Source organism: Immundisolibacter sp. (assembly GCF_028696615.1).
Taxonomy (GTDB): Bacteria; Pseudomonadota; Gammaproteobacteria; order Immundisolibacterales; family Immundisolibacteraceae; genus Immundisolibacter.
The window spans coordinates 1-12,365 of sequence record NZ_JAQVGQ010000063.1; the positions used below are offsets into that span (position 1 = coordinate 1).

The 12,365-nt window shown below is 68.3% G+C and carries 15 protein-coding genes, 1 tRNA gene and 1 pseudogene; 13 read left to right on the forward strand and 4 right to left on the reverse strand.

Annotation, left to right across the window (positions count from 1 at the left end; genetic code table 11):
* On the reverse strand, positions 1-643 hold a 643-nt coding region (locus PHC73_RS06020), incomplete at its 3' end, for a LysR family transcriptional regulator (protein ID WP_300125687.1).
* Positions 644-1,225: 582 nt separating this feature from the next.
* Between PHC73_RS06020 and PHC73_RS06025 the strand changes: the two genes are divergently transcribed.
* From PHC73_RS06025 to speD, 6 genes are all read left to right on the forward strand, one after another.
* Complete coding sequence (locus tag PHC73_RS06025; protein ID WP_290617643.1) at positions 1,226-2,122, forward strand: LysR substrate-binding domain-containing protein; 897 nt, start codon at positions 1,226-1,228, stop codon at positions 2,120-2,122.
* Between the two features lie 246 nt (positions 2,123-2,368).
* Positions 2,369-2,962: an aminodeoxychorismate/anthranilate synthase component II gene (locus PHC73_RS06030; RefSeq protein ID WP_300125693.1), complete on the forward strand. Its 594-nt coding sequence runs from the start codon at positions 2,369-2,371 to the stop codon at positions 2,960-2,962.
* On the forward strand, positions 2,959-3,984 hold the full coding sequence (trpD, locus tag PHC73_RS06035; protein WP_300125696.1) for an anthranilate phosphoribosyltransferase: 1,026 nt from the start codon (positions 2,959-2,961) through the stop codon (positions 3,982-3,984). Before PHC73_RS06030 ends, trpD begins: the two co-directional genes overlap by 4 nt.
* Positions 3,978-4,784 (forward strand): indole-3-glycerol phosphate synthase TrpC, encoded by an 807-nt coding sequence (trpC, locus tag PHC73_RS06040; RefSeq protein ID WP_366949815.1) that lies wholly within the window; start codon positions 3,978-3,980, stop codon positions 4,782-4,784. Before trpD ends, trpC begins: the two co-directional genes overlap by 7 nt.
* A gap of 2 nt (positions 4,785-4,786) precedes the next feature.
* Complete coding sequence (locus PHC73_RS06045; RefSeq protein WP_300125701.1) at positions 4,787-5,197, forward strand: VOC family protein; 411 nt, start codon at positions 4,787-4,789, stop codon at positions 5,195-5,197.
* A 5-nt stretch (positions 5,198-5,202) separates the two neighbouring features.
* On the forward strand, positions 5,203-6,000 hold the full coding sequence (gene speD, locus PHC73_RS06050; RefSeq protein ID WP_300125704.1) for an adenosylmethionine decarboxylase: 798 nt from the start codon (positions 5,203-5,205) through the stop codon (positions 5,998-6,000).
* Positions 6,001-6,023: 23 nt separating this feature from the next.
* On the opposite strand, the gene coq7 is transcribed toward speD, so the two are convergent.
* Positions 6,024-6,668, reverse strand: coding sequence for a 2-polyprenyl-3-methyl-6-methoxy-1,4-benzoquinone monooxygenase (gene coq7, locus PHC73_RS06055; protein WP_300125706.1), 645 nt, complete (start codon positions 6,666-6,668; stop codon positions 6,024-6,026).
* Between the two features lie 77 nt (positions 6,669-6,745).
* On the opposite strand from coq7, the gene PHC73_RS06060 reads away from it, so the two are divergent.
* The 7 genes from PHC73_RS06060 (at position 6,746) to erpA (ending at position 10,727) form a co-directional block, all read left to right on the forward strand.
* Complete coding sequence (locus tag PHC73_RS06060; RefSeq protein WP_300125708.1) at positions 6,746-7,417, forward strand: alpha/beta fold hydrolase; 672 nt, start codon at positions 6,746-6,748, stop codon at positions 7,415-7,417.
* A gap of 36 nt (positions 7,418-7,453) precedes the next feature.
* Entirely contained in the window at positions 7,454-7,885 is a 432-nt protein-coding gene (gene rplM / locus PHC73_RS06065; protein ID WP_300125710.1) for a 50S ribosomal protein L13, read from the forward strand.
* A 23-nt stretch (positions 7,886-7,908) separates the two neighbouring features.
* Positions 7,909-8,304 carry a 30S ribosomal protein S9 gene (gene rpsI, locus PHC73_RS06070; RefSeq protein ID WP_300125713.1) on the forward strand — a complete coding sequence of 132 codons (396 nt, stop codon included), beginning with the start codon at positions 7,909-7,911 and terminating at the stop codon, positions 8,302-8,304.
* 21 nt (positions 8,305-8,325) lie between these two features.
* A tRNA-Gln gene (locus PHC73_RS06075) sits at positions 8,326-8,399 on the forward strand.
* A gap of 227 nt (positions 8,400-8,626) precedes the next feature.
* Positions 8,627-9,658: an N-acetyl-gamma-glutamyl-phosphate reductase gene (argC, locus tag PHC73_RS06080; RefSeq protein ID WP_300125715.1), complete on the forward strand. Its 1,032-nt coding sequence runs from the start codon at positions 8,627-8,629 to the stop codon at positions 9,656-9,658.
* Entirely contained in the window at positions 9,655-10,323 is a 669-nt protein-coding gene (locus PHC73_RS06085) for a DUF6776 family protein (RefSeq protein WP_300125718.1), read from the forward strand. The genes argC and PHC73_RS06085 overlap by 4 nt, the downstream gene beginning before the upstream one ends.
* 65 nt (positions 10,324-10,388) lie before the next feature.
* Positions 10,389-10,727, forward strand: coding sequence for an iron-sulfur cluster insertion protein ErpA (gene erpA, locus PHC73_RS06090; protein WP_300125721.1), 339 nt, complete (start codon positions 10,389-10,391; stop codon positions 10,725-10,727).
* A 303-nt stretch (positions 10,728-11,030) separates the two neighbouring features.
* On the opposite strand, the gene PHC73_RS06095 is transcribed toward erpA, so the two are convergent.
* Both PHC73_RS06095 and PHC73_RS06100 read right to left on the reverse strand, forming a co-directional pair.
* Positions 11,031-12,143 (reverse strand): anhydro-N-acetylmuramic acid kinase, encoded by a 1,113-nt coding sequence (locus PHC73_RS06095; RefSeq protein ID WP_300125724.1) that lies wholly within the window; start codon positions 12,141-12,143, stop codon positions 11,031-11,033.
* Positions 12,140-12,365, reverse strand: a pseudogene (locus tag PHC73_RS06100) (peptidase M23); the annotation flags it as partial. The gene PHC73_RS06095 and the pseudogene PHC73_RS06100, both read right to left, overlap by 4 nt.

The window sequence follows — 12,365 nt, forward strand, 5'->3', positions numbered from 1 at the left end:
TCTCCACCAGGCGCAGCAGGCGCTCGCATTGCCGGCTGCACTCCTGACAAGCCTGCGGGTGGCACAGCACCAGCGGGTAGCCCACCACCTCGTCCAGCGGTACCCGCTTGTGCGCCAGCAAGGGGTGTCGCGTGGGTATGGCCACCACGAGCGGGTCTTGCCACACCGGTATGGCGACCAGTCCGGCCTGCATCTCGCCGGCCATCGCAAAGGCGGCGTCGTACAGGCCGTTGCCCAGCCCGCCCACCACCTGCGACAGCGGCGCCTCGAACAGCCGGATGCCCACTTCCGGCGCCTCCTCCCGGCACAGGGCGAGCAGTGCCGACAGGCGGGCCGGCCCGACGCCGCCGGCCAGGGCGATGCGCAGGGTGTCCCGGTGTCCCGCCGCGACCGCACGCGCCTTGGTCCGGGCGTGCTCAAAGGCCAGCAGCACGCGCCGGGCCTCCTCCAGGAACGCCTGCCCGGCCGGAGTCAGGCGCATGGTCCGCGACCTGCGCTCCAGCAGCGCTACGCCCAGGTCCGCCTCCAGTTGGCGAATCGTGCGCGACAGGGGCGACTGCTCCACATGCAGCCGCCGCGCCGCCCGGCCGAAGTGCAACTCCTCGGCTACGGCGATGAAACAGCGAAGATGGCGTAAGTTCATGTATTTCCCCCAAACGTACGGAGTCCATTCCTCTGACTGTAGGGAACTGCATGGGTGCTTCCCGGCGGCGATGCCGGTCACAGAGGCTTGGCAATCGCCGCCCTCCGGCCTTGTGTCGTCGGCACGGGGGGGCGACTGTCCAACGCAAGGCCGGTTGTCCATTCCGTGTAGCCTTGGCGGATAATTGCGAATAATTCCATTATTGTCTTCGTCCAAGCGAGGTAAGCGCGGTGGGCTGCACCGATCGCGACACCAGCGATGTTCGTGCGCAGTGCCCGGCACATCGACGGATTTTTCGGCGTCGCGGATGCGGCATCGTCTTCGTAGCCCCGATTCGCAGGGAAGGCCTGTGCCACGTTGCTTGGCTGCCTGTCCCGGCATGGTATGGCAGCAGCACCGGGACCTTGGGCATTCAATGCCCGGGGTTGGTGCGCCGGCCTGTCACACGAGCGTCGGCGACGAGCCCGTTCCCGACGGGGATGACTGCTTCGACGCGATGCAAACGAAGGAGGTGCTGACGGGAATGTAGATGGAGATGTGGCGCCCGAGGCCGAAGGAGAAAAAGACAGACAGGAGGCGGCCGTGGATTTCAGATTGCTGCGTTACTTCGTCGCAGTTGCGGAAGAACTGCATCTGGCCCGTGCAGCCGAGCGCCTGGGCATCGCACAATCGCCTCTGTCGCGTGCGATGCGCGATCTGGAAAGCCAGCTTGGCGTGCAGCTGTTCGACCGCGGCACCCGCCGGACGCGGCTGACCTGGGCGGGCCAGGTGTTCCTCGGCGAATGCCGGCGCGTGCAGGCCGCCGTGGAGCAGGCGGTCAGGAGCGCCAAGGCGGCGGCGCAGGGCTACCAAGCCCATCTGCGCATCGGCTTCTGCGACAGCTTGGCGCAGCCCCGCATCGCCACCTTGCTGGCGCGCAGCCGCGAGGATGATCCCGAGCTGGAGATTCGCGTCTTCGACCTGCCGTTCGCGCAGCAACTGAACGTGCTGCGCAACGATCTGCTGGACATCGGCTTTGCGTTGTCAAACGCGGTGCATGATGGCCTCGTCGCCGAGCCGGTGTGGACCGATCCGCTGTCGGTGATCCTGCCCGCACGCCATCCCTTGCTGGCACACGTGCAGGTGCCGCTGGCCGAAGCCCTGAAATTCCCGCTGGTTCTGTGCCATCCCGATTCGGGATCGGGCTGCCGCCATCAGATCCAGGCGGTGCTGCAGGACGCGGGCACGCTGCTCAGGGTGGTCGATGAGGTGACCAGCCTGGGCGTGATGTTGACCCTGGTCGGCGCCGGCTACGGTATCGGCTTCGCCATCGCCTCGCACGTGCAGACGCTGCAGCGGCCGGACATCTCCATTCGTCCCCTGGCCGGTACGCCACCGATGCTCTCTACCTACCTGCTGCGCCGCCAAGGGGAACCCTCGGAGCCCATGAAGCGGTTCATGGAGCGAGTGATGGCCATGACCGCGCGGTCGGAGGAGTGAGCCGTTTTCGTGATGGTCGCAGGCGCCAACGAGGCAAGCGCAGGACATGCTACTACGGTAGACGGCTAGCAGGAGGTCCGTGGTAAAACGCGATGCGGTGTTGCTTCCTGTGCGGGCTGCCGCTGGTTGCGGCGGTATTTTCGGCGCTTGTTCCACTGGAATCTGGCGCCAATGTGTATAACGATGTGAGTAATATGCGCCATATAGACGAATATTTAATTTATAGATCAATAGATTACATGTAATATGTTACTCATGCTCGACAACTACGACTCGTTCACCTACAACCTGGTGCAGTACCTGGGCGAGCTCGGGGCGGAGGTGGTCACCCACCGCAACGACCGCATCAGCGTGGACGAGGTCGAGCGTCTCGCGCCCGAGCGGATCGTGATCTCGCCCGGTCCGTGCACGCCCGACCAGGCCGGCATCTCGCTCGAGCTGATCCGCCGCTTCGCCGGGCGGGTGCCGATTCTGGGCGTGTGCCTGGGTCACCAGGCCATCGGGCAGGCGTTTGGCGGGCGCGTCGTTCGCGCCGACGAGGTGATGCACGGCAAGACCTCGCCGGTGTACCACGACGGTCAGGGCCTGTTCGCGGGGCTGCCCAATCCGTTCACCGCCACGCGCTACCACTCGCTGGTGGTCGAGTGGGCCACGCTGCCGGAGTGTCTGCAGGTCACCGCCTGGACCTGCCACGCCGACGGGCAGCGACACGAGATCATGGGCCTGCGGCATCGGCAATGGCCGGTGGTCGGTGTGCAGTTTCATCCGGAATCGATCCTCACCCAGCACGGCCATGCCCTGCTTGCGAATTTCCTGGCCATGCCGGCCGGCGGGTCTTGAGCATCCAGGCGGCCATCGCCCGCGCCGTGGCGGGCGATGATCTCGACAGCGCCGAGATGAGCGCGGCCATGCGCGCCATCATGCAGGGCGAGGCGACGCCGGCGCAGATCGGCGGCCTGCTGGTGGCGCTGCGCATGAAGGGCGAGACGGTGACCGAAATCGCCGCCGCGGCGCAGGTGATGCGCGAGTTCGCGCTGCCGGTGGAGGTTTCGCCCGAGCACCTGGTCGACACCTGCGGCACCGGCGGCGACGGCGCGGGTCTGTTCAACGTGTCGACCGCGGCCGCCTTCGTGGTGGCGGCGGCCGGCGGGCGGGTGGCCAAGCACGGCAACCGCTCGGTGTCGAGCGCCAGCGGCAGCGCCGACGTGCTGGAGGCGCTCGGCGTGCGCATCGAGCTGCCGCCGCAGGCCATCGCCCGCTGCATCGACGCGGTCGGTTTCGGCTTCATGTTCGCGCCGGCCCATCACCGCGCCACGCGCCACGCGCTGGGACCGCGCCGTGAGCTCGGCATCCGCACGCTGTTCAACCTGCTGGGGCCGCTCACCAACCCGGCGCGCCCGCCGCACCAGGTGGTGGGCGTGTACAGCGCGGCGCTGGTCGAGACCATCGCGCAGGTGCTGGGGCGGCTCGGCAGCCGGCACGTGCTGGTGGTGCACGCCGAGGATGGTCTGGACGAAATCAGCCTCGGCGCCGCCACGCAGGTGGCGGAACTCAAGGACGGCGCGGTGCGCTGCTACTGCCTCGCGCCCGAGCAGTTCGGCTTTGACCGCGTGCCGAGCGCGCAGCTGGCAGTATCCGACCCCATGGCCAGCATGAGCGTGCTGCGCGCGGTGCTGGCCGGCGAACCCGGGCCGGCGCGCGACATCGTGGCGCTGAACGCCGGCGCGGCGCTGTACGTGGCCGGGCTGGCCGGCTCGCTGGCGGACGGCATCGCCCGGGCGCAGTCCATCCTTGCCAGCGGCGCCGCGCTCGAGCGCGTGCACGCGCTCGCCACCCTCACGCACACCCTGACCGCATCATGAACACCCCGGACGTGCTCAAGAAAATCCTCGCCGCCAAGGCGGACGAACTGGCCGCCGCGCGCCGTGCCCGCCCGCTGCCGGCAGTGCGCCGTGAGGCAGAGTCCATGCCGCCGGCGCGCGGCTTTGCCGCGGCGCTCGCCGCCCGCGCCGGCCGCGGCCGGGCGGCGGTGATCGCCGAGATCAAGCAGGCCTCGCCGAGCAAGGGCCTGCTGCGCGCCGATTTCGACCCGCCGGCGATCGCCCGCAGTTATCTGGCCGGCGGCGCCACGTGTCTTTCGGTGCTGACCGATGCGCCGTTCTTCAAGGGCAGTCTCGATGACCTGCGCGCGGTGCGCGCCGCGGTCGATCTGCCGCTGCTGCGCAAGGATTTCCTGCTCGACCCGTACCAGGTGTACGAGGCGCGCGTCGCCGGTGCCGACTGCATCCTGCTGATCGTGGCGGCGCTCGACGACGCGCTGCTCGCCGATCTTTACGCCGCCTCGGCCGAGCTGGGCCTGGACGCGCTGATCGAAGTGCACGACGAGCGCGAGCTCGACCGCGCCATGCGTCTTGCGCCACGCCTGCTCGGCGTCAACAACCGCAACCTGCACACCTTCGAGACGCGCCTGGACACCACCGTGCGCCTGGCCGCGCGGGTGCCGCGCGAGTGCACGCTGGTGGCCGAGAGCGGCATCCACAGCGCGGCGGATGTCGCGCTGATCCGCAGCGCCGGCGTGCACGCGTTCCTGGTCGGCGAGGCCTTCATGCGTGCGGCCGATCCCGGCGCGCGCCTGGCCGAGTTGTTCCCGCCGGAGGATTGACCATGTCGCACCGTCCCCCGCCGCACGCCGGGCTCCGGCACGTGGCGCTGTTCGTCGAGAACCTCGAGGCTTGTGAGCGGTTTTACGTCGACCTGCTCGGCCTGCACGTCGAATGGCGGCCGGACCCGGACAACGTGTATTTGAGCTCCGGCCACGACAACCTGGCCTTGCACCGCGGCCCGCCGCCGGCCGCGCACGGCCAGCGCCTGGATCACATCGGCTTTGTACTGCGCGCCATCGAGGACGTGGACCCCTGGCACACGTTTCTGCGCGACAATGGCGTTCAGATCGTCGCCGCGCCGCGCACGCACCGTGACGGGGCGCGCAGCTTCTACTGCCTGGACCCGGCAGGCAACCGGGTGCAAATCATCTTCCATCCCCCCTTGGTCGGCGCGCTGCGCCCGCTGCGGTAATTGCCATGCCCGAATTCGACGACAAGCTCAAGCTGCATGGTTTCAACAACCTCACCAAGACGCTGAGCTTCAACATCTACGACATCTCCTACGCGCTCACGCGCGAGGCCCAGCAGCAGTACATCGATTACATCGACGAGACCTACAACGCCGAGCGCCTGACGCGCATCCTGAGTGAGGTGGCCGACATCATCGGCGCCAACATCCTGAACATCGCCCGCCAGGACTACGACCCGCAGGGCGCCAGCGTCACCATGCTGATCTCGGAGGGCCAGCACGGCGCCGGTCACCTGCCAGCGGAAGGCCCGGGGCCGCGACCGGATGCGGTGGTGGGGCATCTCGACAAGAGCCACGTCACCGTCCACACCTACCCCGAGCAGCACCCGGACAACGGCATCAGCACGTTCCGGGCCGACATCGACGTGTCGACCTGTGGGCAGATTTCGCCGCTGCGGGCGCTCAACTTCCTGATCCACAGCTTCGAGTCCGACATCGTCATCCTGGACTACCGGGTGCGGGGCTTCACGCGCGACGTGCGCGGGCGCAAGCACTACATCGACCACACCATCCACTCGATCCAGAACTTCATCGAGGCCGACACGCTGGCGCGGTTTCACGCCGTGGACGTCAACGTCTACCCGGAAAACATCTTCCACACCAAGTTGCGCGTGCGCGAGTTCGATCTCGACAACTACCTGTTCGGCGTCAACGCCGCCGACCTGCCGAGCCAGGAGCGCGCCGCCACGGCGGCGCGCCTGGAGCGCGAGATTCAGGAAATCTTCTACGCCACCAACATGAAGTAGGCCGGGCGCGGTCCGCCGGCGGCTCACAGCCGCTCGGCGGTGCTGGTCATCAGTTTGGCGGCCAGGCGCATCAGGCCGCGCAGCGGTGCCGGCAGCTCGCGCCCGCCGGCGCGCCGGGCGTCCTCGCCGTGCCGGACCTCGTCGCGTCGCATCTGTTCGATCACCGCGCGGCTGCGCCGGTCGCCGGCCGGCAGGCGCGTGAGGTGGTCGTCCAGGTGCGCCTCCACCTGGCGCTCGGTTTCGGTGATGAAGCCAAGACTCCAGGCATCACCCGCCAGGCCCGCCAGTGCGCCGATGGCGACCGAGCCCGCGAACCAGGCCGGGTCGAGCAGGCTGGCGCGCCCGCCGAGCGCGGCCAGGCGCTGCCGGCACCAGGCGACGTGCGCCGCCTCCTCGGCACCCGCGGTGCGCAGGTGATCCAGCATGCGCGGCGAGCGCGCCGTCAGCGACTGGCCCAGATAAAGCCCCTGCGCGGCCAGTTCGCCCGCATGGTTGACGCGCATCAGCGCCGCCGCCTGGCGGCGTTCCGCGGCCGTCAGTTCAGTCGCTTCCGGTGGCATGTCGGCCAACTGGGGGGCGGCCGCAGCCGGCGCGCCCGGCAGGCGGCGCAGTACCTGGTCTGCTGCCAACAGCAGACGATCGATCGGGCTGAAGTGGATGTCGGGCATGGGTGGTCGCGCTCGGACGGATAGAACGAAAGTCTATACTTGCCCACCGTGGTAGCCGTCGCGTCGACCCGCCGCCAATGAACGAAACCACCTCCACCAAGCAGCGCTTGGAGATTCCCGGTCCTGCCGGCGCGCTCGAGGTCCTGGTCGAGCTGCCGGGGCAGGCGGGCGGACCGCTGTGCGTCATCTGCCATCCGCATCCGCAGTACGGCGGCACGCTCGACAACAAGGTGGTCTACACGCTGGCGCGGGCGGCCAACGAGCTCGGCGCGCTGGCCGTGCGGTTCAATTTCCGCGGCGTGGGGCGCAGCGCCGGCCAGTTCGATCACGGCGTGGGCGAGGTCCAGGACCTGCTGGCGGTGGTGGACTGGGCGCGCGCCGCGCATCCCGGTCGCGCGCTGCACCTGGCCGGCTTTTCGTTCGGCGCGGCGGTGGCGTTGCGTGGCCACCAGGCGGCCGGCGCGTCGAGTCTGCTGCTGGTGGCGCCGCCGGCCGGCATGGACTACTTCGATCAGGCCGCCGCGCCACAGGTGCCATGGCGGGTGATCCATGGCGCCCGCGACGAGCTGATTGCGCTAGATGCAGTGCAGCGCTGGCTGCAGACGGTGGCCGAAGCGCCGCCGCTGAGCGTGCTCGACGACGCCGATCACTTTTTTCACGGGCGCCTGACGCCGCTGCGCGAGGCGATCAAGGCGTTCTGGGCGCCGCTGTTCTCGCCGCGCCTTGACAGCGCGGGCGCCTGTGCATAGCATGCACGGCCTTTTTTGACTGGCTTCCGACTAGGCATGAAGACGACAGTTAGCGCGACGCCGCAGACCATACGGCAGGACTGGTATCTGGTGGATGCCGACGGCAAGACGCTCGGACGCCTGGCGTCGGAGATCGCCCGCCGGCTGCGCGGCAAACACAAGCCGCTGTACACGCCGCACATGGACACCGGCGACTACATCGTGGTCATCAATGCCGAGAAGGTGCGTGTCACCGGCCGCAAGCTCACCGACAAGGTGTACCAGCACCATACCGGCTACATCGGCGGTCTGCGCACCGAGAGCCTGTCCGATCGTCTGGCGCGCCGTCCGGCGCTGGTGCTCGAGCAGGCGGTCAAGGGTATGCTGCCCAAAAATCCGCTTGGCCGCGCCATGTTCAGCAAGCTCAAGGTTTACGCCGGCAGCGAGCACCCACACACCGCCCAGCAGCCGCAGGCGCTGGACATCTGAACTCACGTCCTTCGGACTTCGTCATGCCAGCAGTGCAGAACAAAATTTCGGTCGGTCGTCGCAAGTCGGCCTCGGCGCGCGTCATCCTGCGTCTGGGCAAGGGTGACATTTCGATCAACGGTCGCAGTCTCGACGAGTACTTCGGTCGTCCCACCTCGCGCATGCTGGTCCGTCAGCCGCTGGAAGCGGTCGGCCGGCCGGACAGCTTCGACCTGCGTATCACCGTCAGCGGCGGCGGCCCGAACGGGCAGGCCGGCGCCATCCGCCACGGCATCACGCGGGCGCTGATCGAGTTCGACGAGACCTTCCGTCCGACGCTGCGCAAGGCCGGTTACGTGACGCGTGACGCGCGCGAGGTGGAGCGCAAGAAGGTCGGCCTGCACAAGGCGCGCCGCGCGCCGCAGTTCTCCAAGCGCTAAGCCGCGCCCGGAAGTTCCGGGTGGGGGATCGTCCAACGGTAGGACAGCGGACTCTGACTCCGTCAATCTAGGTTCGAATCCTAGTCCCCCAGCCACCATGCCCAACAAAAAAGCCCGGCTTGCTCGTCATGCCGGGCTTTTTTGTTGGGCATGAGGTTTGTTCTACCTTTGGCGCCAGACCGGTAACGGTGGTCAGATGGCGGGCGTTCGGTGCGCCGCGGCACGCCCGTCGGGCGGAATGTCGAGGTCGGGCGTGGCGCGGTGACTTGGGTTTGCGCCGCACACTTGCGCGGTTGTTTCACGAATGGGTGAGGAATCGGTCATGATCAAGGTCGCCATCGTCGGCGGTACCGGCTACACCGGAGTCGAGTTGCTGCGCCTGCTGCTGCAGCACCCGCGGGTCGAGCTGGCAGTCATCACCTCGCGGGGCGAGGCGGGCCGGCCGGTGAGCGCGTTGTTCCCGAGTCTGGCGGGACGACTTGAGCTGGCGTTTTCGGATGTCGACGTGCGCACGCTTGCGACCTGCGATGTCGTGTTCTTCGCCACTCCCAACGGCGTTGCCATGCAGCAGGTGCCGACCTTGCTCGACGCCGGTGCGCGGGTGATCGATCTCGCCGCCGATTTTCGCCTGCGCGACGCGGCGCAGTGGGAGCGCTGGTACGGCATGCCGCACGCCTGCCCGCAGTTTCTGGAGGAAGCCGTGTACGGTCTGCCGGAGTTGAACCGCGAGCGCATCGCCGCGGCGCGGCTGGTTGCCAATCCGGGCTGTTACCCGACCGCGGTGACGCTGGGCTTCGTGCCCTTGCTAGAGGCGGGCCTGGTGGATGGCGGTGATCTAATCGCGGACTGCAAATCCGGCGTCAGCGGCGCTGGCCGGCACGCGCGGGCGGATCTCGCGTTTTGTGAGACCAACGAAAACTTCAAAGCCTATGGCGTGTTCTCCCACCGCCATCAGCCGGAAATCGTGCAGACGCTCGCTGCGGTCACGGCGGGGGCGGTGCCGCAGCTGACCTTCGTGCCGCACTTGCTACCCCTGAACCGCGGCATCCACGCCACGCTTTACGCGCGCCTGCGCGCCGCTGGGGCGGCCGACCTGCAGGCATTGTACGAGTCGCGCTATCGGCAGGAGCCGTTCGTGCGGGTGCTGCCGCCCGGCAGTCATCCACAGACCGCCGAAGTGCGCGCCGGCAACGACTGCGCGATCGCCGTGCACGCGGCCGGCGACCGGGTGGTGGTGCTGTCGGTGATCGACAACCTGGTCAAGGGCGCCGCCGGGCAGGCGATCCAGAACATGAACCTGATGTTTGGTTTCGACGAGACACTCGGCCTGCGCCAACCCGCGCTGCTGCCTTGAGTGCCACCCGCAGGCGCTGTGCCGGCGGCGCGCTGGCGGCGTTTGTGGCCGGTTTTCTGCTCGCCGGCTGGTGGCGGATGCATCCACAGGCGCCGGCTGCGCCAACGCCGACCGTGGTGCCGCTCGACGAAAGCGCGCGCTTGCGCGAGGAAAACGCCGCGCTGCGCCAGCTGCAGGTGGTCGACCGCGAGGCGCAGGTGGTGCTGCGTCGCCAATTGGCCGAGCTGGCGGCCCAAAATGGCGAGCTGCGCCGCCGCTTGCGGGTGTTGCGCGATGCGCTGGTGCCGGACGGTCGGCTGCCGGATCTGGGCGTGGGAGACCTGCAGCTGGCGGCGCGCCGTGCCGATGCGCTGATCGCCTACCGATTGCTGTTGGTCGGCTCGCCGCCGGCCGGTGGTGGCGGCACGCTGGTCGGCAGGGTGGAGCTGTGGGGTGTCGGAGAGCTCGACGGGCGCGCGCACGAAGTCCGTTTGGCGCGCCAGCCACTGGCCATCGAGCGCTTGCAGGCCTTTTCCGGTAACGTGACGTTGCCGGTCGGGTTTCGGCCGCAGCGGCTGCGCGTGTTGCTCGAGCCACGCGGTCAGCCGGCGGTGGCGTTCGAGTTCGTCTGGCGGGATCTGCTGGCGACCGATGCGTCCGTGCCGGCTGGAACTTCCTCGCCCTGAGCGGGTCTCATCGAATCCCCCATCGGGTGCTTGCGCGCCCGTGCTTTTTGCGGAGTGATCTGCCCATGTCCAATGCTGCTCCTGTCGTGTTCACCGAAAGCGCCGCCCGTCGGGTGGGCGAGCTGATCGCCGAGGAAGGCAATCCGCGGCTCAAGTTGCGCGTCTTCATCAGCGGCGGCGGTTGCTCGGGGTTCCAATACGGTTTCACGTTCGACGAGAACGTGGAGGAGGGGGATTGCGCGGTGGCGACCGAGGGGGTGACCTTGCTGATCGATCCGCTCAGCCTGCAGTACATGGAAGGCGCGGAAATCGACTATCGGGAGGATTTCCAAGGCGCCCGCTTCGTGATCCGAAACCCGCAGGCGACGACCACCTGCGGCTGTGGGTCCTCGTTCAGCGTCTAAGAGCTTGTGAATTTTTCAAGCTCTCAGGCCGGCCAGGGATGGCCGGACGCGAATCGAGCCCGTAAGGGCTTGATTCGCGGGAGCCCGTCCGGGCGTGTACCGGACGGGCGACGCAAGAAATGCGCAGGACGCGCATTTCTTCACAAACTCTGAGAGCTTGTGAATGTTTCAAGCGCCGAGGCCGGCCAGGGATGGCCGGACGCGCGACGCAAGGAATGCGCTGGATGCGCATGCCTTCACAAACCCTGAGGAGCCGCCAAAAAATTCCCGCCGTGGAATTTTTGGTTCCCCTGTGGCGCGGCTTCAGGGCAGATAGACACAGCCAAGGATGACCGGCCGCGGCGCACCGGTGATGGTGCGCAGGTCCAGCGCCGCTTCGCGGACCCGCTGGCGTGCCAGCCAGGCAAACGCGAGCGCTTCCACCCACTGCGGGTCGATGCCGGCCTCGGCGGTAGTACCGACGCGCAGGTCGGGCAGGCGGCGCGCGATCCGTGCCATGAGGTCGGTGTTGCGCGCACCGCCGCCGCAGACGAGCAGCTCCAGCAGGTCGGGCTCGTCCCGTAGCGCGTCGGCAACGGTTGCCGCGGTGAATTCGGCCAGTGTGGCCTGCACATCGGCCGGCGCGAGCGCCGGCAAGCCTCCCAGCACGTCATCCAGCCAGTGCAGGTTGAATTCCTCGCGGCCGGTGCTTTTCGGCGGTCGGCGAGCCAGGAAAGGGTGGGCGAGCAGCGCGCTCAGCAAGGCACCGTTCACCTTGCCGGCGCTGGCAAAGCGGCCGGCGTCGTCGTAGCGCTGGCGCAGGTGGCGCTGCGCCCAGCCGTCCAGCAGCACGTTGCCGGGGCCGGTGTCCCAGCCGCGGGTTTCGTCGCCCAGCAGCGTGATGTTGCCGATGCCACCAAGGTTGAGCACGGCGCGGCGGCGTCCGGTTTGTCCGAACACGGCACGATGGAAGGCCGGGGCGAGCGGTGCGCCCTGCCCGCCGGCGGCCACGTCGGTGCTGCGAAAATCGGCCACGGTCGCAATGCCCGTGCGCACTGCGATCAGCGCGGGGTTGCCGATCTGCAGGCTATGCGGTGCCGGGCTGGTCGGGGCATGGCGGATGGTCTGACCGTGACAGCCGATCGCGCGCACAGATTGAGGCGCCAGTGCTGCCGATTGCAGTAACTGCAGCGCGCAATCGGCAAAGCGCTCGCCGAGCAGGTGATGCAGGCGCAATGCTTGATCGAGATCGACACCGCCGGGCCGTTGCAGCGCCTCGAGCTGATGGTGCAGGTCATCGGCGATGGGTGCGCTGCAGGTGGCCAGCAACCGCGCTGGGCGGTCGGGCGCGAACTCGGCCAGGACGCCGTCGATGGCGTCCTGGCTGGTGCCACTCATCAGCCCGATGAAGCGCTCGGCGGGCCGTGCGTCGCTCACTGCTGCAGCGGCTGGTCGGCCTGCGCCACCGCGCGCGACGACAGAGCATCGAGCTGTGCCACCCACGCGGAGGTCTGGGCAAAGAAGTGCCGGCGGTACGTCTGCGGCAGGTCCTGGGTTTCTGGTAAGGCCACGGTCAGCGGGTCTTTGGTTTGCCCGTTGACCTGGAATTCGTAATGCAAATGCGGGCCGGTGGCCCAGCCGGTGGCGCCGACGTAGCCG